18 protein-coding genes are annotated in these 18,586 nt (G+C 67.0%); 10 read left to right on the forward strand and 8 right to left on the reverse strand.

Going from position 1 to position 18,586, the window contains the following annotated elements; all coding sequences use genetic code 11:
- Positions 1-3: 3 nt before the first annotated feature.
- On the reverse strand, positions 4-600 hold the full coding sequence (locus GOY17_RS08440) for a DUF3302 domain-containing protein (RefSeq protein WP_157030034.1): 597 nt from the start codon (positions 598-600) through the stop codon (positions 4-6).
- Positions 601-626: 26 nt separating this feature from the next.
- Positions 627-983: a response regulator transcription factor gene (locus GOY17_RS08445; protein ID WP_192630555.1), complete on the reverse strand. Its 357-nt coding sequence runs from the start codon at positions 981-983 to the stop codon at positions 627-629.
- Between the two features lie 231 nt (positions 984-1,214).
- Here GOY17_RS08445 and GOY17_RS08450 point away from each other — a divergent pair, with 231 nt between their 5' ends.
- Positions 1,215-1,820 carry a response regulator transcription factor gene (locus tag GOY17_RS08450; RefSeq protein ID WP_157030035.1) on the forward strand — a complete coding sequence of 202 codons (606 nt, stop codon included), beginning with the start codon at positions 1,215-1,217 and terminating at the stop codon, positions 1,818-1,820.
- 180 nt (positions 1,821-2,000) lie between these two features.
- Here GOY17_RS08450 and GOY17_RS08455 read toward each other — a convergent pair whose 3' ends face one another.
- From GOY17_RS08455 to GOY17_RS08465, 3 genes are all read right to left on the reverse strand, one after another.
- Positions 2,001-2,234 carry a hypothetical protein gene (locus tag GOY17_RS08455; RefSeq protein WP_198173864.1) on the reverse strand — a complete coding sequence of 78 codons (234 nt, stop codon included), beginning with the start codon at positions 2,232-2,234 and terminating at the stop codon, positions 2,001-2,003.
- Positions 2,235-2,861: 627 nt separating this feature from the next.
- Complete coding sequence (locus GOY17_RS08460; RefSeq protein WP_157030037.1) at positions 2,862-5,060, reverse strand: sensor histidine kinase; 2,199 nt, start codon at positions 5,058-5,060, stop codon at positions 2,862-2,864.
- Positions 5,061-5,122: 62 nt separating this feature from the next.
- Positions 5,123-6,406 (reverse strand): hypothetical protein, encoded by a 1,284-nt coding sequence (locus tag GOY17_RS08465; RefSeq protein WP_157030038.1) that lies wholly within the window; start codon positions 6,404-6,406, stop codon positions 5,123-5,125.
- A gap of 214 nt (positions 6,407-6,620) precedes the next feature.
- Here GOY17_RS08465 and GOY17_RS08470 point away from each other — a divergent pair, with 214 nt between their 5' ends.
- A complete protein-coding gene (locus GOY17_RS08470) occupies positions 6,621-8,024 on the forward strand; it encodes a metal-dependent hydrolase family protein (protein ID WP_157030039.1) in 1,404 nt (467 codons plus the stop codon).
- A gap of 154 nt (positions 8,025-8,178) precedes the next feature.
- On the opposite strand, the gene GOY17_RS08475 is transcribed toward GOY17_RS08470, so the two are convergent.
- Both GOY17_RS08475 and GOY17_RS08480 read right to left on the reverse strand, forming a co-directional pair.
- A complete protein-coding gene (locus GOY17_RS08475; protein ID WP_157030040.1) occupies positions 8,179-8,940 on the reverse strand; it encodes a DUF4410 domain-containing protein in 762 nt (253 codons plus the stop codon).
- A gap of 90 nt (positions 8,941-9,030) precedes the next feature.
- Entirely contained in the window at positions 9,031-9,585 is a 555-nt protein-coding gene (locus GOY17_RS08480) for a DUF2058 domain-containing protein (RefSeq protein ID WP_157030041.1), read from the reverse strand.
- Positions 9,586-9,627: 42 nt separating this feature from the next.
- On the opposite strand from GOY17_RS08480, the gene GOY17_RS08485 reads away from it, so the two are divergent.
- The gene (locus GOY17_RS08485; protein ID WP_157030042.1) at positions 9,628-10,125 is read left to right on the forward strand and encodes a M48 metallopeptidase family protein; all 498 of its coding nucleotides are present in this window, start codon (positions 9,628-9,630) and stop codon (positions 10,123-10,125) included.
- Between the two features lie 90 nt (positions 10,126-10,215).
- Here GOY17_RS08485 and GOY17_RS08490 read toward each other — a convergent pair whose 3' ends face one another.
- Complete coding sequence (locus tag GOY17_RS08490; protein ID WP_157030043.1) at positions 10,216-11,526, reverse strand: MFS transporter; 1,311 nt, start codon at positions 11,524-11,526, stop codon at positions 10,216-10,218.
- Between the two features lie 173 nt (positions 11,527-11,699).
- Between GOY17_RS08490 and cyoA the strand changes: the two genes are divergently transcribed.
- From cyoA to GOY17_RS08525, 7 genes are all read left to right on the forward strand, one after another.
- The gene (cyoA, locus tag GOY17_RS08495) at positions 11,700-12,758 is read left to right on the forward strand and encodes a ubiquinol oxidase subunit II (protein ID WP_157030044.1); all 1,059 of its coding nucleotides are present in this window, start codon (positions 11,700-11,702) and stop codon (positions 12,756-12,758) included.
- An 88-nt stretch (positions 12,759-12,846) separates the two neighbouring features.
- Positions 12,847-14,826 carry a cytochrome o ubiquinol oxidase subunit I gene (cyoB, locus tag GOY17_RS08500; protein ID WP_198173925.1) on the forward strand — a complete coding sequence of 660 codons (1,980 nt, stop codon included), beginning with the start codon at positions 12,847-12,849 and terminating at the stop codon, positions 14,824-14,826.
- 10 nt (positions 14,827-14,836) lie between these two features.
- Positions 14,837-15,448 carry a cytochrome o ubiquinol oxidase subunit III gene (gene cyoC, locus GOY17_RS08505; protein WP_198173926.1) on the forward strand — a complete coding sequence of 204 codons (612 nt, stop codon included), beginning with the start codon at positions 14,837-14,839 and terminating at the stop codon, positions 15,446-15,448.
- Positions 15,445-15,837: a cytochrome o ubiquinol oxidase subunit IV gene (gene cyoD / locus GOY17_RS08510; protein ID WP_115842113.1), complete on the forward strand. Its 393-nt coding sequence runs from the start codon at positions 15,445-15,447 to the stop codon at positions 15,835-15,837. Before cyoC ends, cyoD begins: the two co-directional genes overlap by 4 nt.
- A gap of 22 nt (positions 15,838-15,859) precedes the next feature.
- Positions 15,860-16,648 (forward strand): SURF1 family protein, encoded by a 789-nt coding sequence (locus GOY17_RS08515; RefSeq protein WP_198173865.1) that lies wholly within the window; start codon positions 15,860-15,862, stop codon positions 16,646-16,648.
- 30 nt (positions 16,649-16,678) lie between these two features.
- Positions 16,679-18,043: an ATP-binding protein gene (locus GOY17_RS08520; protein WP_157030046.1), complete on the forward strand. Its 1,365-nt coding sequence runs from the start codon at positions 16,679-16,681 to the stop codon at positions 18,041-18,043.
- A complete protein-coding gene (locus GOY17_RS08525) occupies positions 18,030-18,569 on the forward strand; it encodes a response regulator transcription factor (protein ID WP_115842342.1) in 540 nt (179 codons plus the stop codon). Before GOY17_RS08520 ends, GOY17_RS08525 begins: the two co-directional genes overlap by 14 nt.
- The last annotated feature ends 17 nt before the right edge of the window (positions 18,570-18,586 follow it).

Genomic DNA, 18,586 nt, shown 5'->3' on the forward strand with positions numbered 1-18,586 from the left:
GGCTTACTCCTCGTCGCCGCCGGGCGTGCGTGCGGGTCGTGCGCCGCCGCGTTCGCCCATCGCCAGCGCCATTTCCAGCGAACGGATGCGGCGGCGCAGTTCATCGACCTCGGCCTGCGTTTCCGCGGCGCGCGGCTGCGTGTCGGCGGCCGCCACCACGACGGGTTCCTCCTCCGGCGCGGCGCGTGCGTCGTGCAGCGGCGAGAGCGCGTCGCCCGCATGGCCGTGGTGGTCGGCGGTGTCGGTGCCGTAGGCCATCTTGTGCAGCACGGGCTTGGTGTAGGCCCACAGCCACGCCAGCGGCCAGAGCAGGCCGCCGAAGACGAGCGAGAGCAGGCATAGCGTCTTGATGGCATCCAGCTGCGGATGCCTGCGGTTCTCGGCGATGCGCTCGGGAAGGATGTGCACGATCCAGAACACGGCGATCAGCACGACCGGCACGATGATCAGCGCGATCCACGCCACGACGTTGGCCATCGTGTCCAGTGCGTCGCCGCTCAGCAGCGAGGCGTGCGCCAGGCACGGTTGCAGCAGGGCCAGCGCCAGGCCGAAGCGGGCGAGGGCGCGCCTTTCGCGGGAATGGGGGATGGAAATGCTCATGGTCGTCCGCCGTTCGGTCCTCGCGCTCATGCCGCGTTCCCGTGCGGCCCGACCGCATCCAGGATCGCGCCGATCAGGGTTTCGTCGTCCACCGGCTTGCTCAGGAACGCCTTCGCGCCGCCGTCGAGCGCGCGACGGCGGCCCTCGGCCGTGTCGTTGCCGGTCAGCACGACCACGGGCAACGGCAGCGCCCACTCGCGCAACTGGCTCTGCACATCGAAGCCGGTCATCCCCGCCATGTGGAGGTCGAGCACCACGCAGTGCGGCGCGCTTTCGCGTGCGTGGCGCAGGAATTCCGAGCCCGTGGCATAGACGAGCACCTCGAACCCCGCGGACCGAAGCAGGCGATGCAGCGCGTGGCGGACGTCTTCTTCATCGTCCACGACGGCAATCGTGAGGGGGCGCCGGGGCATGCGGCCACTAGAGGCCACGTCGGAAAGGCGTTCAATTGGCCCTTGGCCCAAGGTGAACGGATAACGCCCCGGCGGCACGCTTCTTGCGAAGCAGTGCGGCGGGCGATCAGTGGTCGCACGCGGCACTGGACGGGGCCGGTTGGATGTCCGAATAATCGGGTGCACGGCGTCTGCATCGAGTAGCCCACAAGGAGTGGTCCGATGTCCGCAGTCGTTCACACCGTCGACGATGACTCCGACGTGCTCGTCGCACTCGGACGCATCCTTCGCAGCGAAGGTTTCGAAGTCGCTGCCAGTCGCTCCACCCGCGAATTCCTCGACCGCTACGATCCGGACGTTCCCGGCTGCGTCGTGCTGGACCTGTCGATGCCCGAGATGGACGGCCTGCAGACGCAGGCGCTGCTGGAAAGCCGCGGCATCGCGTGCCCGGTCATCTTCCTCACCGGTTGCGGCGACGTGCACAGTTCCGTGTGCGCGATGAAGGGCGGCGCGATCGATTTCCTCACCAAGCCGGTGGAGGCCGACGCGCTGATCGATGCGGTGTCGCGCGGACTGGAACACGACCGTCGCGCACGCGCGCAGGCGGAAGAGCAATGCCGCGTCGAGATGCGCTTCGCGGTGCTCACGCCACGCGAGCGCGAGGTGCTGGTGCACGTGCTCGCAGGACGGCTCAACAAGCAGATCGCGGCGGACCTGGGCATCGTCGAGAAGACGATCAAGGTCCATCGCTCGCACGTGATGCACAAGCTCGGCGTGCGATCGGTCGCGGAACTGGTGCGGCTGGCGGAGCGGGCGCACGTGGCGTGAGGTTTACGACCTGCCGTCGCAGGTGGCGTCATGCGTACTGAAGCCGTCATCCCGGCGAAGGCCGGGAGCCAGGCCCGCAGCGTGTGGGCACTCACGTCGCGGCAACCACCTCACCGTCATTCCGGCGGAAGCTGGAATCCATCTTGCTATCGCTATCGCTATCGCTATCGCTGTTGCTCGTCATTCCCGCGAAGGCGGGAATCCATGGACTTTCCACGCTTTCCCTTCAACGCTTAAGAGCAAAGAAGAATCACTAGCCAGGCTTCCGATCGCCTGCGGCGCTCGGGTCACTTTTCTTTGCTTGCCCAAAGAAAAGTAACCAAAAGAAAGGGCCTTCCATTTGCCCAAATCAATCCCACGACCGGAAAGCGAGTAGGCGCGTTCGCGATTCGCCATCCATGGCTCAGCGCTCACCGCCGCACATCCTGTGCGGCGCCCTTCGGGGCTAGTGAACTGATCGGCTGTTCGACGGCAACAGCAACAGCAACAGCAACAGCAACAGCAACAGCAACAGCAACAGCAACAGCAACCGCACGGATTCCACTATCGAGGAGTGACGGTGCGTGCGTTCTAGCCCCTCTCCCGCTTGCGGGAGAGGGGTTGGGGTGAGGGCGGGCCGCGGTGGCGCGCTGATCAGCTTCCGCTGTTGAGCCACTCTCCCGAGGAGAGGGGCTAGGGTGATAGTCGGAGCGGTGCGCTGATCAGCCTTCGCCGTTGAGCCCCTCTCCCTCCGGGAGAGGGGTTGGGGTGAGGGGCGGGGCGTGCGATCACGTTGGCACTTGCGATGCCTTCGCCACGACTCGGCAGCAAAGCAAATGGATTGCAGCTTTCGCTGGAATGACGGTGAGTTGGTTCTCCGTTGAGGCCGTACCCCATCGTGATCGGCCTGGATCCCGGCTTTCGCCGGGATGACGTGGGGGAGGGTTTACCGTTGAGGGCACCCCACCGTGATCAGCCTGGGTCCCGGCCTTCGCCGGGATGACGGTGACGGTGCCGACGACGACGGCAATGCCATCCCGCGCAACTCCATCGCACCCGACCTCACTCCACCCGCGCCACCGGCAGCTCGATGTGCAGCTGTGCGCCGCCGCCGCTTGCGTTCTCGGCCCACAGCCGGCCGCGGTGCGATTCCACGATCGTGCGGCAGATCGCCAGGCCCAGGCCGAGGCCGTTGGGTTTGCTGGTCTGGAATGGCTCGAAGATGCGCTCGTGCATGCCGGTATCGATGCCCGGTCCGTCGTCTGCGACGGTCAGGTGCACGTGGTCGCGACGCCCGACCGAACGCAATGTCAGGTGACGGCCGTCCTGCTCGCGCATCGCGTCGCACGCATTGAAGATCAGGTTCACCAGCACCTGCTGGAGCTGCACGGGGTCGCCTTCGATCGGCGGCAGGCCGGGCGCGAGGTCCGTCACGACCACGACGTCCCGATTGCGCAGGTCGCTGCGCAGCAGGCGCAGGCATTCGCGCACGGTGTCGTTGAGGTCGATCCGCGCGAGGTCCTGCGACCCCTTGCGCAGCAGGGTGCGCAGGCGGCGGATGACATCGCCGGCGCGGCGATCGTTCTCGACGATGTCCGACAGGATCTCGCCGATTTCCGACAGATCCTCCGGATTGCGCACCAGCATGCGCTGCGCCGCCTGCGCGTTGCTGAGGATCGCCGCCAGCGGCTGGTTGAGTTCGTGCGCGAGCGAACCGGAAAGCTCGCCCAGCATCGTCACGCGCGACAGGTGCGCCACTTCGTCGCGACGCAGCGAGAGTTCGGCGTCCTTGCGGCGACGTTCGGAAATGTCGCTCACCGCCGCAAGTGTCAGCGTCTGGTCGCCGAAGCGCACGGGATTGAGCCCGACTTCGATCGGGAATTCCGTGCCGTCCTGACGCAGGCCGTGCAGTTCGTGGCCGTTGCCCATCACGCGCTTGGTCGGGCCGAGGCTGTACATCTGCCGATGACGCACGTGCGTGGCGCGCATCGATTCGGGGAGCAGGCGTTCGAGGTCGCGCCCCAGCAATTCCTCGCGCGCATAGCCGAACATGCGTTCGGTCTCGGCGTTGAGCAGGCAGATGCGGCCGGCCTCGTCGACCAGCAGCAGCGCGCTCGGCGCGGCTTCGAGCAGGGCGCGGAAGCGTTCGCCGGACAGGCGGCTGTCGGTGTCGTCGCGCGCCACGCCGCGCATCGCGAGCGCGCGGCCTTCCTGGTCGAACTCCATCTCGCCGCTCACCGTGAGCCAGCGCTCAGGCTCCGCGTGCGCCAGGCGGAAGGTCGTGGTGAAGGTTCCCGATTCCCAAGCGTCCTCAATCGCGCTGCGCAGTTGCGGGCGGTCGTTGGGATGGATGCGGCGCATGACCGACGCTAGGTCGCACTCGCCTTCGTGCCCGCCGAACCACTCGCGCGACTTGGATGAGCCGACGACGCGATCGTCCGGAATGCTCCACGACCACAGGCCGACGCGCGCGCCTTCGGCCGCATGCTGCAGGTCGCGTTCGCCCTGCAGGCGCGCGAGTTCGCTTTCGCGCAGTTTCGCGGCCAGTCGGTTGGATTCGATCAGGTTCGAGCCGAGCTGGTAGCTCATCGCCGCGATGACGAAGACGAAGCTCGGGGTGCCGATGAAGGGCGCCTTGCCGATGTTGAGCGTCATCACCAGCGCCGAGACCACCATCAGGCCGATGAACAGCAGCCAGCCGCCGCAGATGATCGCGGCGTGCCGGCGCACCTGCGGATCGGCCGCGCGCGCGGTCGAGAACAGCAGCATCACCATGTACGCGGCCAGCAGCAGGTTGCTCAGCTGCGCCACGATCACCCACGGGTTCGGCGCGCCGATCGGGTACGCGACCCAGACATCGCCCGGCCAACGTACGCGGCCGACTTCGTGGATCGCCGCGAAATTCAGGTTCGCGCCGCTGGTGAAGTTCGCCACCAGCGCGACCAGCCGCAGCGCCAGCGCGACCGCGCCGAGCGCGAAGTACTTCGGGCCGAAGGAGAGGCGGGCGAAGGCGACCAGCGAGGCGACCAGCAGCGCGACGGGAACGTGCATCCAGCGGATCAGCGTGCCCAGTTCCGCCGGGGTACGCGCATGCAGCGCGACCATCTCCAGCACCGCCAGCACCGACAGCGATGCCGCGGCGACCGCGAATGCCAGGTGCTGCGGCATCGAACGCTGCCGGATCCAGATCAACACGTGGATCAGCCCCAGCGTCAGGCTGGCGGCAGCGAGCATCGGCCATGCGATCTGCACCCACGTCATGCGGGCCCACCCTCGTCCCCGGGTATGTCCAGAGCATAAACGCGATGGCGGGATCGTGCAGGTCAGGGAGCGGCGGCCGTGCAATCGCGCAGGGCGTGCGCCACGTACCGGTCGAACAGGGTGGTATGCAGGTTGTGCAGCGCCAGCTCGATGCGGAATGGCGTGCGCGGATTGCGGTCGAGCAGGCGGGCGATGTGGAAGCCGACGGGCTTCACGCCCTGGCGGTGCACGTAGACGCGGAAGCCCCGATAGAACGGATCGGCCAGCTCCGCGTCCAGCTGCGCGAGCGTCGCCTGCGCGGCCGGCGGCAGGCTGGCGCGAAGTTCGGCGTCGCGTTCGAACAGGAGCCGCTCAAAATAGCGCTTGGGCCGGTACACGGGCATGGATTTCGCCAGCGCCCAGATGGCCTGGTTGCGCTCGTTGTAGTGCTCGAAGCCGCCGTGGTCGCGCAAGGCCGCGGCGGCATCGGCGTCCACGTCGTAGACGACGAAGTTCTCGGCCTGGTTGTTCAGGTCGTCGAGCTTACTGCGGTCGAACACATGGAAGATGAAGCCGGGCAGGCCCATGAAGGCCTGTCGTCCCGCGCGGGAGGCCTCCACGGCGAGACCATCACGCGTGAACTCGCCCGCGGATGAGCCCAGCAGGATGCTGCGGGTGTCGTGCAGGCGGTTGAAGGTTCCGATCACGATCTCGTCGGCGTCGAATTCAGCGTCGAAGCCTTCGCGGCCGTAGAGTTCGGCCTGCGTCGCGTACTGCGCGATCTGCCGCCCGACGCCGCATTCGGCGCGCACGTGGCCCTGGTAGAAGGCGTCGATCGCGCGCGAGTTCGACGCCAGTGGACGGTAGCCGCGGCCGAACGAGGCGACGGGTTCCCAGCCGTCGCGCCGTGCGCCGGTCGGGCCGAAGCCGATCCACCCCATCTGCAGGCCGGAGAACTTGTAACCGCGATTGGCCGCGAGCTTGTCCACGGCGCGCCGCGTCGCATCGCCGAGCTTGAAGCCGTACGCGCAATGCGTGGCGGGGTGGTGGAGCAGTTCGTCGACGAGGCGCGAACGAGCGTCGCTCTTGAGGGCGCGGGGCAAGCGCACAACGAGATCGCCCGCGGCCTGCGCCTGCGCGAGATCGGCGCGGCCGCACGGCGTTCCGGCTTCGATGGACACCTGCTGCGTGGGCGTGGGGATGAAGCGCCAGCCGAGGGATTCGAGCAGGCGCGTCTTGCAGTCGGGTGCGTCCGCGGCGACGACGCGCGTGCCGACGAGCAGGGCGAGGGTGGCGATCAGGCGCCAGGAGGTTCGCGGACGGACGCGTGGTGCGAGCGGGGCTTGTGCGTCGGGGGATGTTCGCATCGGCGGGCACGCTATCGCCCGCTGCGCGGTTGGTGCGTGAATGCTCTTGGCCCCTCTCCCAGCGGGAGAGGGGTTGGGGTGAGGGGCGGGGCGTGCGATTGCGCGCGCACTCGCAATGCTTCTGAGCAGCTGCATGCGGAAATACTGCCGTCACACCTCGTTCACCCCCGCCCCAGTACAGCAGGCGCAACAATTCAACGTCGGGATCGCGCGCATGGCCCCGCTCAGGACGATCGTAGTGGCCGCCGTGTTCTGCGTGGCGGCGTGCAGCGGCGACAAGACGCCGCAGCTCACCGCGAAGGACGCCGCGCCCCCTGCGCCCGCCGACGCCGGCGCAAGCGCGCCGCCCGCACAGACCAGCGTGCTGTTCCGCAACGTGCGTATCTTCAACGGCGTGGATCCGACCCTGCAGGCGGCCACCGACGTGCTGGTGCGCGGCAACCGCATCGCATCCATCGGCAAGTCCGACGTGAACTTCGCCGAGCCGGGGATGACGATCATCGACGGCGGCGGCCGCACGCTGATGCCCGGCCTCATCGACATGCACTGGCACACGCTGGCGGTGCGGCCGAGCATCGCCGTCGCGCTGCAGGCCAGCACGGGCTATCTGAACCTGATGGCGGGCGCCGAAGCATCGGACACGCTGCAGCGCGGCTTCACCACGGTGCGCGACGTGGGCGGCGCCTCGTTCGGGCTCAAACGCGCCATCGACGAAGGCTGGCAGGCCGGGCCGCGCATCTATCCCTCCGGCGCGATCATCAGCGTGACCGGCGGGCATGGCGATTTCCGCAGTCCCGAAGAATTGCCGCGCACGATCGGCTCCGCCGACTCGCGCATGGAGACCATGGGCGACACCGCCATCGCCGACACGCCGGACGAAGTCCGCACGCGCGTGCGCGAACAGCTCATGCGCGGCGCGTCGCAGATCAAGCTCACCGCTGGCGGCGGCGTGTCTTCGCCGCACAGCCCGCTGGACGTCGTCACCTTCACGCCGGAGGAAGTGCGCGCCGCGGTGCAGGGCGCGAACAACTGGGGCACCTACGTCACCGCGCACGCGTACACGCCGGCGGCGATCAAGCAGGCGGTCGAGGCGGGCGTGCAGTGCATCGAGCACGGCAACCTGATGGACGAGGAAACCGCGCAGCTGCTCGCCAATCGTGGCGTGTGGCTCAGCATCCAGCCGCTGCCGGAAGAACTTCTGCGCGCGTTCCCGCCAGATTCCGAGGAATACGCGAAGGGGCGCGAGGTGCTGACCGGCACCGACCGCGCGTATCAACTCGCGAAGAAGTACCACCTGAAGACAGCGTTCGGCACCGACGTGCTGTTCTCCGCCGCGCTCGCACGCCGCCAGGGCGAACTGCTCGCCAGCCTGACGAAGTGGTACACGCCGGCCGAGGCGCTGATCATGGCGACCAGCACGAACGCGCAGCTGCTCGGGCTGTCGGGCAAGCGCAATCCGTATCCGGGACGGCTGGGCGTCGTCGAGGCGGGCGCCTTCGCCGACCTGCTGCTGGTGGAAGGCGATCCGCTGTCGGACATCCGCATCATCACGCGCCCGCAGGAGAACTTCCGCGTCATCGTGAAGAACGGGCGGATCTACAAGAACACGATCAAGTGATGGCGCGTTGTTCCTGGCGCTTCACGGTGCGTTCCAAGCCGTCATCCCCGCGAAGGCGGGGATCCATCCGTGAGCGCGTCACCTTCGACGAAAACCGGCATGTCTCCAGCGCACCGATTCCCGTTCTTGCGGGACAGCAGCTGCGCGCGCGCCGCTAGCTCGCCCCGCCCGCAGCCGGCTGCGCCAGCCATCCGTTCCGACGGTATATAGCAATGACCGAATCGGCGATGCCGGTAGCGGTGCGCTGTGCGGCCGCGCGGATCGACTCGGGACCGCGTTCCTGCATGACGTTCGATCCACCCGACACAGCGGCGCTCGTCGCGACCGTGCCCGCCGCACTCGCCGCGCCTAGCGGCACCAGCACGCCGGGCAGGCGGCCACCCTGTGTGTTCGCCTCAGCGGTCGCGAGCGAGCGCGGTCCGGTCGCGGTGATCTGGAACGCTTCGACCAGCGTGCTGAGTTCGGCGCGGCCCGCGCCGAAACCGATCAGCACGCGCGTCGTGCGGCTGCCCGGGTTGACCGACACGAACTCGCCGCGCAGCACGACGTCGCCCAATTTCGGCACCGGACCGGCGCCGACCGGATACGCGTCGATGCCTGCGGCGCGAAGTCGCTCCACGACCTGCTGCGCGACCTGGCGACCCAGCTGCCGCCCGGTTTCGACGTCGTCGGCCGTCTGCGGCGCTTCGTTCTGTTCGAAGTAGCCGGTGATCGGCGAATCGGGCGGAAGGTCGCCGCGCGTGCCGGCGAAGTCGTACACCAGGATGCGCCCGGGCCGCTCGACGGCGTGCGCCGTGTCGGAACGCTCGAACCGGGGCGAGGGTGTCGTCGCGCATGCGGCGAGAAGCAGCAAACCGAGGCACGATGCGATGCGGAACGACCGCGGCGCGGCGTGGTCCTGCAGGCCCATCTCCATGGCGGATCACCCCGGTCGAAGTGCCGCCAATACACGCCTGCCGCCGTTATCCAGCAGTGAAAACGCGCGACCGCCGGTCGCCGCGTGCGGTCACCAGATCAGGTCGTCCGGCACCTTGAACTGCGCGTAGTACGCATCGTCGTCGGAGGCATCGGCCGCGGGTTCGGCATCGGCCTGCAGGCCGTGATCGAGCACGATCATCGTCGCGTCGCGTTCGCGCACCTTGTCAGCGGCGGCACGCGGGAGCAGTTCGTAACGCTCGTCGATGCGGGCGATCACCAGTACGCCGGACGACAGCTTCTTCCGGAGGTCGTCGTTGAGCAGCAACGTACGGATCGCGTTGCCTTCAGTGAAGCGGTATTCGCTTTCGCCCGAACGCGGGACCTTCCGGTCCTCGATGATCTGCCGCGCCTGCGCGCGCAGCTCCGCGGCGCGGGCCTGCGCCTTGCGCTCGGCTTCGATCGCGCGGTCGCGCTCGGCCTTCTCGGCGCGCGCGCGTTCGGCTTCCACCTGGATCTCGCTGCGTTCGGCCGGCGCCTTGGCGTGGCGGGCCTTGTTCTGCTCGCGCGCGACTTCGGCCACCTTGGATTTCTTGACCAGGCCCGCCTTAAGCAGTTGTTCCTGGAGCGGATTCGCCTTTGCCATGTCGCGGTGTTCTGGTGGTGGTTTCGGGGCCATGATACCGCCATGGAACCCTTCAAATACCTCGTCGGCTACCCCGAGCACCTGCTCGCGAAGGTGCGGCAGCTGATCGAACAGGACCGGCTCGGTCCGATGCTGGCCGACCGGTACGGCGAGCCCAACACGGTCCGCAACGACGCGCAGCTGTACGAGTACGTGCAGGCGCTGAAGGATCGTCATCTGCGCAAGGCCGTGCCGCTGGGCAAGGTGCTCTACGACAGCAAGCTGCAGGTGATGAAGCACGCGCTCGGCACGCACACCGCCATCTCGCGCGTGCACGGTGGACGGTTGAAGGCCAGTCGCGAGATCCGCATCGCCACGGTGTTCCGCGATGCGCCGGCCGATTTCCTTCGGATGATCGTCGTGCACGAGCTCGCGCACATGAAGGAGGCCGACCACAACAAGGCCTTCTACCAGCTGTGCACGCACATGGAGCCGGACTACCACCAGCTGGAGTTCGACCTGCGCCTGTACCTGACGCACATGGAACTCACGCGGGGCTGAGTGGCGCCGAAGTGGCGTCGTGTCGATCGTGAAAACAAAACGCCCGCGTAGGCGGGCGTTTCGTCGTATCGCAATGGACGAACCGGAGCGTCAGCTCTTGTAGTTCATCGCGCGGTTGATGCCGAGTGCCACGAGCGTGCCGATGGCGCCGGACAGCAGGTACGCGCCCAGCCATGCCAGGCCGAACTGCGAGCACAGGCCCAAGGCGACGAGCGGGGCGAAGGCCGCGCCGATCAGCCAGGCGAGGTCGGAGGTGAGCGCCGCGCCGGTGTAGCGGTAGCGGCGGCCGAAGTTGGCCGTCACCGCGCCCGCGGCCTGGCCATACGACAGGCCGAGCAGGGCGAAGCCGATGAGCACGAACGCACCCTGGCCGACGTTGCCGCTGCCCATCAGCGTGGGGGCGAAACCGCTGAACATCGCGATCAGCAGCGCCAGGCCGCCCAGCGTGCGCGCACGGCCCACGCGGTCGGCGATCAGGCCCGAGGCCACGACGCCGCCGCAGGCGATGAACGCACCGATGATCTGGACGATGAGGAACGTGACGATCGACTTGTCCGAATACAGCAGGATCCACGAAAGCGGGAAGATCGTGACGATGTGGAACAGCGCGTAGCTGGCCAGCGCGGCGAAGGCACCGATCACCACGTGGCGGCCCTTGGCGCGGAACAGCTCGCGGATCGGCGTCGGCTCCAGCTCCAGCTCGCTCATCTTCTTCTGGTATTCGTCGGCCACCACGATGCGCAGGCGGGCGAAGAGCGCCACCACGTTGATGGCGAAGGCGACGAAGAAGGGGTAGCGCCAGCCCCACGAGAGCAGGTCGGCCTCGCTCAGGCTCGCATACAGGAATGCGAAGACGCTGGCGGCGACGATGAAGCCCATCGGCGCGGCCAGCTGGCCGAGCATCGAGTACCAGCCGCGGCGGCCCTTCGGGGCGTTCATCGCCAGCAGCGAGGGCAGGCCGTCCCACGAGCCGCCCAGCGCGACGCCCTGCAGCATGCGCAGCAGCGCCAGCATCACGATCGATGCGACGCCCAGCGTGGCGTAGCCGGGAAGGAACGCGATGCCCGCGGTCGCGCTGCCCAGCATGAATAGGGAAATGGTGAGCTTGATGCCGCGGCCCCAGCGCTCCTGGATCGACATGAACAGGATCGTGCCCAGCGGCCGTGTGATGAACGCCAGCGAAAACAGCGCAAATGCCGCCAATGCGCCGTTGAGCCGGTCCAGGAACGGAAAGAAGACAGCGGGAAAGATCAGCGCCGAGGCGATGCCGAAAACGAAGAAGTCGAAGTATTCCGACGCACGGCCGATGACGACGCCTACGGCGATTTCACCAGGCGCGACATCGGTGTCGGCCTTGGTGCCGTGATCGTGCGTGGAAGCGGTGGGGGTGAGGGTTGACATCGCGTTGGACACTCGATGATCCGGCCGATGGAAGGAGGGCCGGTTGGACTTGAGAGGATGCGACGATAGGCTGACAGAGGCAACCAGCTTGTTCGATAGGACAAAACGTCCAATTCTCCCGTCACACGGCCGGGAATACATTGACCATGCTCAATCCGTAAGCCCCCACACACATGTCCATCGCGCGCAGATTCCTGCAGGCCGCCGTGCTGCTCCTCGCCACGGTCGCCCTGTCAGGATGCAACCTGTTGGTTCTCAATCCCGCCGGCGACATCGCGGCCCGCCAGGGCCAGCTGATCGTCGTCGCGACGGTCCTGATGCTGATCGTGATCGTTCCGGTGATCGCGCTCACGCTCCTGTTCGCCTGGCGCTACCGCGCATCGAACAACGCGACCTACAAGCCCGACTGGGATCACTCGACCCAGCTCGAGCTCGTCATCTGGGGCATCCCGCTGCTGATCATCATCGCGCTGGGCGCGATCACGTGGATCAGCACGCACCTGCTCGATCCGTTCCGTCCGCTCGACCAGCTTTCCGCGGGCCGTCCCGTGCCGGCCGACGTGAAGCCGCTGGAAATCCAGGTCGTCGCGCTCGACTGGAAGTGGCTGTTCGTCTATCCGGAAGAGAACATCGCGACGGTGAACGAGGTCGTCGTGCCGGTCGATCGCCCGGTGCATTTCCGCATCACGGCTTCGTCGGTGATGAACACGTTCTACGTTCCCGCGCTGGCCGGCATGATCTACGGCATGCCGGGCATGGAAAGCGAGCTCAACGCGGTGATCAACGAGGCCGGCGTGTACGACGGCTTCTCGGCGAACTATAGCGGCGCCGGCTTCTCGCACATGCGCTTCAAGTTCCACGGCCGGTCCGACGCCGAGTACCAGCGCTGGGTCAACGACGTGCGCGGCAGCAGCGATGCCCTCACGCGCGCGACGTACCTCGAACTCGAAAAGCCCTCCGAACGCGAGCCGGTGCGTCACTTCGCCCGCGTCGACAACGGCCTGTTCGATGCCGTGCTCAACCGTTGCGTCGACACCGACCGGTTGTGCATGAACCAGATGATGGCGATCGACGCCACCGGCGGCCTTGGCCTGGACGGCCTGAAGCCGCTGGCCACGCCGCGTCGCGGCGACCCGCGCCTGGGCGCGTACGTGTCGTCGGAAGTGTGCTCCGTGAACGATGCCGTGCCCCAGTCCCTGTCTGGCTCGATCGTCGGCATGAAGTCGCCCTGAGCGACTCCTGATGCCGACCTGTTTCTTGGCCTGAAAGCCCCGGAATCCCGCGATGTCCCCTGAAAGCAGCACCCTCCCGTCCTCACCGATCTTCGGACGCATGTCATGGGAATCCATTCCCATGTTCCATGAGCCGATCCTGATGGTGACCTTCATCGGCACCGTGCTCGGCGGCCTCGCACTGCTGGCCGTGATCACGAAGCACAAGCTGTGGGGCTACCTCTGGAACGAGTGGTTCACCAGCATCGATCACAAGAAGATCGGCATCATGTACATCGTGCTGGGCCTGGTGATGCTGCTGCGCGGCTTCGCCGACGCGCTGATGATGCGCCTGCAGCAGGCCATCGCCTTCGGCGACAGCACCGGTTACCTGCCGCCCGCGCACTACGACCAGATCTTCACCGCGCACGGCGTGATCATGATCTTCTTCGTGGCCATGCCTCTGGTCACGGGCCTGATGAACTACCTGGTGCCGTTGCAGATCGGCGCGCGCGACGTCGCGTTCCCGTTCCTCAACAACTTCAGCTTCTGGATGACCGTCTCCGGCGCCGTGCTGGTGATGATGTCGCTGTTCTTCGGTGAGTTCGCCGCCACCGGCTGGCTCGCGTATCCGCCGCTGTCGGGCATCGCCTTCAGTCCGGGTGTCGGTGTCGACTACTACATATGGGCACTGCAGATAGCAGGCGTCGGCACATTGCTATCGGGCGTGAACCTGCTGGTGACCATCATCAAGATGCGCGCGCCCGGCATGACCATGATGAAGATGCCGGTCTTCACGTGGACCTCGCTGTGCACCAATGTGCTGATCGTGGTGTCGTTCCCGGTGCTGACCGCCGTGCTCGCGCTGCTGGCGCTCGACCGCTACGTCGGCACGAACTTCTTCACCAGCGACCTTGGCGGCAACGCCATGATGTACGTGAACCTGATCTGGATCTGGGGCCACCCGGAGGTCTACATCCTGATCCTGCCGCTGTTCGGCGCGTACTCGGAAATCGTGGCCACGTATTCGGGCAAGCGCCTGTTCGGCTACTCGTCGATGGTCTACGCCACGGTGTGCATCACGGTGCTGTCGTACCTGGTGTGGCTGCACCACTTCTTCACGATGGGGTCGGGCGCGAGCGTCAACTCGTTCTTCGGCATCACCACGATGATCATCTCGATCCCCACGGGCGCGAAGATCTTCAACTGGCTGTTCACCATGTACCGCGGCCGCATCCGCTTCGAAGTGCCGATGCTGTGGACGATCGGCTTCATGATCACCTTCGTGGTGGGCGGCATGACCGGCGTGCTGCTGGCCGTCCCGCCGGCGGACTTCGTGCTGCACAACAGCCTGTTCCTGATCGCGCACTTCCATAACGTGATCATCGGCGGCGTGGTGTTCGGCCTGTTCGCGGCGATGACGCACTGGTTCCCGAAGGCCTTCGGCTTCAAGCTCGACGACTTCTGGGGCAAGGTCTCGTTCTGGTTCTGGCTGGCCGGCTACTGGTTCGCCTTCACGCCGCTGTACGTGCTGGGCCTGATGGGCGTGACGCGCCGCATGAGCCACTTCGACGATCCGTCGTTGCAGATCTGGTTCCTGATCGCCGCCTTCGGTGCGGTCCTGATCGCGATCGGCATCGCCGCGTTCCTGATCTGCATCTTCGTCAGCTTCCGCAAGCGCGAGCAGCTGCGCGACGTCACCGGCGATCCGTGGGACGGCCGCACGCTGGAGTGGTCGACGTCCTCGCCGCCGCCGGCCTACAACTTCGCCTTCACGCCGGTCGTCCACGACACCGACGCCTGGTGGGACATGAAGCAGCGCGGCTTCACGCGCATGCGTTCGGGCTTCCTGGCCGTGCACATGCCGAAGAACACGCCGGCCGGCCTGGTGCTGGCGCTGCTGAGCACGGCGGGCGGGTTCGCGATGATCTGGCACCTGTGGTGGCTGGCGGTGCTGTCGCTGGTCGCCGTGGTGGCCTACGCGATCTGGCACACGTTCAACTACGACCGCGATTACCACATCCCCGCCGACGAGGTGGCTGCCACCGAGCACGCGCGTACCCAGCAGCTGGAGACCTTCCGTGTCTGAGCCCATCGCATTGACCCGTGAAGACGGCGCGCCGGTCTTCCTCGACACGCAAGGCCACCACCATCCGGAAAACGGCACGCTGCTGGGCTTCTGGATCTACCTGCTCAGCGACCTGATGATCTTCGGGTGCCTGTTCGCCACCTTCGGCGTGCTGGGCCGCAGTTTCGCCGCCGGCCCGTCCGGCGCCGACCTGTTCGACCTGAAGCTGGTGGCGGTGAACACCGCGGTGCTGCTGGTGTCGTCGATCACCTACGGCTTCGCGATGATCGCGATGCAGGCGCGCAACAAGCGCGGTCTGATCGCATGGCTCATCGTGACGGGCCTGCTGGGCGCGACGTTCCTGGCGATCGAGCTGTACGAGTTCCACCACTTCATCCACATCGGCGCAGGTCCGCAGCGCAGCGCGTTCCTGTCCTCGTTCTTCGCGCTGGTGGGCACGCACGGCCTGCACGTGTTCTTCGGCGTGATCTGGCTGATCGTGCTGTGCCTGCAGGTGCGCAAGCACGGCCTTACGCGCGCCAACACGCGCCGCGTCGCCTGCCTGTCGATGTTCTGGCACTTCCTCGACGTCGTCTGGATCGGCGTCTTCACCTTCGTCTACCTGATGGGCTCGCTGCGATGAGTGACCACGCACACCACGACCACGACGACGACTTCCTCGAGACCGGCATCCCGCACGTCTCGAAGAAGGAGTACCTGACCGGCTTCGTGCTGTCGGTCATCCTCACCGCCATCCCGTTCGCGCTGGTGATGGGCGGCTCGGCCATCAGCACGCCGCTGCTGGTGCTGATCCTGCTGGCATTCGCCGCCGTGCAGGTGGTGGTGCACATGGTCTACTTCCTGCACATGAACGCGAAGTCCGAAGGCGGCTGGAACGCGCTCGCGCTCATCTTCACCGTCGTGCTGGTGGTGATCGTGCTCAGCGGCTCGTTGTGGGTGATGCATCACCTCAACACGAACATGATGCCGGGCGCGCACGAGATGCAGGAGATGATCCGGAACACGCCGTAACGCCCCCGCCGCAAGCCGTGCCATGACGGCCCGCATGAAGGAAAGCGTCGTCGACGCGCAGCCGATGCCCCGGGGGCGACGCCCCTGGGTGCTGGCGATGTTCGCCGGGCTGCTCGCGGCCGCGTTCGTCGGGTTCGTCGCGCTGGGCATCTGGCAGGTCCAGCGGATGGCGTGGAAGCACGACCTCATCGCCCGCGTCGATGCGCGCGTGCATGCCGCGCCGGTTCCCGCGCCAGCGCGTGCGCAATGGCCGACTGTTACCGACGAAGCCGACGCTTACCGGCACGTCTCCGTCGCCGGGCGCTTCATGCCCGACATGGAAAGCCGCACGCAGGCGGTGACCGAGCTGGGGGGCGGCTACTGGTCGCTGGTGCCGCTGCGCACCGATTCGGGTGACTACATGCTGGTCAATCGCGGTTTCGTGCCGTCCGCCGAACGGAACGTCGAGGCGAGTGTCGCGCCGCCGCCGCAGGGCAGGGTAGTGGTGAACGGCCTGCTGCGCATGAGCGAGCCCGGCGGCGGTTTCCTCCGACACAACGATCCGGCGCAGCAGCGCTGGTACTCGCGCGACGTCGCGGCCATCGCGAAGGCGCACGGGCTTCCCGCAGATCGCGTGGCGCCGTTCTTCATCGATGCCGATCGCGAAGCCGCATCGACCGTGTGGCCGCGCGGTGGGCTCACGGTCGTGAAGTTCCGCGATTCCCATCTCTCGTACGCACTGACGTGGTTCGGCATGGCGCTGCTCACGCTCGTCGCGGGTGGCTTCCTGTTCGCCTCGGAGCGGCGTTTGCGCCATGATCGGCGCCGTTGAAGCGCGCCCCGCGTTTCCATCGAATCGACCATGGCCTCACGAACGATCCAGGACGCGGTAGCCGCCGACGCCGAAAGCAGGTTGCCCGCACTGACGCGCTGGCGCGGAAGCGCGGGGCTGCGCAACATGCAGCAGCTGATCGAGCTGCGCTGGATCGCGGTGATCGGGCAGGTCGCGACGATCATCGTCGTGCATTACGGCCTGGGCATCGGCCTGCCGTTGAGGCCGATGTTCACGGTCCTTGCCGCACTCGCGCTGTTCAATGTCGTCAGCCAGCTGTGGTGGCGTCGTCGCGAGCATGCGTCGAGCAACGCCTTGATGGTCTCGCTGCTGGTGGACGTCGCCTCGCTGACGATCCAGCTCTATCTTTCCGGCGGCATCACCAACCCGTTCGTGTTCCTGTACCTGCTGCAGGTGGTGCTCGGCACCGTCGTGCTGCGATCGCCGTGGAGCTGGGTCATCGCGGCGGCGGCGGCGCTCTGCGTCACCGGCCTGACGCTGGTGCGAACGCCGATCGTCCTCGCCGTAGAGCCCGCGCGCGGACTCGGCGATCACTACGTGCAGGGCCTGTTGATCTGCTTCCTGCTCATCGCCGCGCTGCTGGTGGTGTTCCTCACCCGCATCGGCCGCATCCTGCGCGAGCGCGATGCGCGCCTGGCAGAACTGCGCCAGCGCGCCGCCGAAGAAGAACACATCGTGCGAATGGGCCTGCTGGCCTCCGGTGCGGCGCACGAACTGGGCACGCCGCTGTCGACGCTCTCGGTGATCCTCGGCGACTGGCAGCACCTGCCGACCATCGCCTCCGAAGGCGAGCTGCACCGCGATGTCGTCGAGATGCAGCAGCAGGTGGCGCGCTGCAAGTCGATCGTCACCAACATCCTGCTCGCCGCGGGCGGACCGCGCGCCGAAGCGCCCATCGAAGTGAGCCTGCACGCGATGCTCGACGGCCTCGCGGAAGAATGGCGCCGGGCGCGCAACCCGATCCAGTTCACCTACACCAACCGCTGCCATCTGGACCCACGCATCGTGTCGGACGCGGGCCTGCGGCAGATGGTGTTCAACGTGCTCGACAACGCGCTGGAAGCGTCGCCCGGCTGGGTGGCGCTTGACGTTCATTGCGATGGCGAGGCGCTGATCATCGACGTGAGCGACGCCGGCCCCGGTTTTTCCGGCGAGATCCTCCAGCGGCTGGGCTCGCCGTACAACACGAGCAAGGGCCGGCCGGGTGGCGGGCTGGGCTTGTTCCTCTCGGTGAACGTTGCGCGTACGCTGGGTGGCAGCCTCCGGGCGAAGAACAGGCCGCAGGGCGGCGCGGTGGTCACCATGACGCTTCCGCTGTCTGCGCTGGCCATCGAGGACGAAAGCGACGAGGAGGGCGATGATGCCGAAGACTGAGCGCCGCCTGTTGATCGTCGAGGACGACGAAGCTTTCGCGCGCACCCTCGTGCGTTCATTCGAGCGTCGCGGCTACCAGGTTCGCCATCTCACGGGCGAAGACGGCATGCCCGCGTTGCTGAAGGAGTTCCTGCCGACGCACGCGGTCGTCGACCTGAAGCTCGCCGGCGGTGCCTCCGGGCTGACGAGCGTGAAGCAGTTGCACGCCTTCGACCAGGACCTGGTGATCGTCGTGCTGACCGGCTACGCGAGCATCGCGACGGCCGTGGAGGCGATCAAGCTCGGCGCACGCCACTACCTCGCCAAGCCGTCGAACACCGACGACATCGAGGCCGCGTTCGACCGCGCCGCCGGCGACACCGAAGTGGAACTGACCGAGCGCACCACGTCGATCAAGACGCTGGAGTGGGAGCACATCCACGAAGCGCTCGCCGCCAGCGATTTCAACATTTCCGAAGCCGCACGCCGCCTGGGCCTGCATCGCCGCACGCTCGCGCGCAAGCTGGAGAAGCGGCGGATCAAGTAGCGGCCGGAGCGCCGGGC

Origin of the sequence: Lysobacter soli (genome assembly GCF_009755585.1) — a bacterium.
Taxonomy (GTDB): Bacteria; Pseudomonadota; Gammaproteobacteria; order Xanthomonadales; family Xanthomonadaceae; genus Lysobacter_J; species Lysobacter_J soli.

What these genes read in the sequence shown, in the direction of transcription:
- GOY17_RS08440 (WP_157030034.1), bottom strand. Translation starts at nt 600, where the DNA reads ATGAGCATTTCCATCCCCCATTCCCGCGAAAGGCGCGCCCTCGCCCGC.
- GOY17_RS08450 (WP_157030035.1), top strand. Translation starts at nt 1,215, where the DNA reads ATGTCCGCAGTCGTTCACACCGTCGACGATGACTCCGACGTGCTCGTC.
- GOY17_RS08460 (WP_157030037.1), bottom strand. Translation starts at nt 5,060, where the DNA reads ATGACGTGGGTGCAGATCGCATGGCCGATGCTCGCTGCCGCCAGCCTG.
- GOY17_RS08465 (WP_157030038.1), bottom strand. Translation starts at nt 6,406, where the DNA reads ATGCGAACATCCCCCGACGCACAAGCCCCGCTCGCACCACGCGTCCGT.
- GOY17_RS08470 (WP_157030039.1), top strand. Translation starts at nt 6,621, where the DNA reads ATGGCCCCGCTCAGGACGATCGTAGTGGCCGCCGTGTTCTGCGTGGCG.
- GOY17_RS08475 (WP_157030040.1), bottom strand. Translation starts at nt 8,940, where the DNA reads ATGGAGATGGGCCTGCAGGACCACGCCGCGCCGCGGTCGTTCCGCATC.
- GOY17_RS08480 (WP_157030041.1), bottom strand. Translation starts at nt 9,585, where the DNA reads ATGGCAAAGGCGAATCCGCTCCAGGAACAACTGCTTAAGGCGGGCCTG.
- GOY17_RS08485 (WP_157030042.1), top strand. Translation starts at nt 9,628, where the DNA reads ATGGAACCCTTCAAATACCTCGTCGGCTACCCCGAGCACCTGCTCGCG.
- GOY17_RS08490 (WP_157030043.1), bottom strand. Translation starts at nt 11,526, where the DNA reads ATGTCAACCCTCACCCCCACCGCTTCCACGCACGATCACGGCACCAAG.
- cyoA (WP_157030044.1), top strand. Translation starts at nt 11,700, where the DNA reads ATGTCCATCGCGCGCAGATTCCTGCAGGCCGCCGTGCTGCTCCTCGCC.
- cyoD (WP_115842113.1), top strand. Translation starts at nt 15,445, where the DNA reads ATGAGTGACCACGCACACCACGACCACGACGACGACTTCCTCGAGACC.
- GOY17_RS08515 (WP_198173865.1), top strand. Translation starts at nt 15,860, where the DNA reads ATGACGGCCCGCATGAAGGAAAGCGTCGTCGACGCGCAGCCGATGCCC.
- GOY17_RS08520 (WP_157030046.1), top strand. Translation starts at nt 16,679, where the DNA reads ATGGCCTCACGAACGATCCAGGACGCGGTAGCCGCCGACGCCGAAAGC.
- GOY17_RS08525 (WP_115842342.1), top strand. Translation starts at nt 18,030, where the DNA reads ATGCCGAAGACTGAGCGCCGCCTGTTGATCGTCGAGGACGACGAAGCT.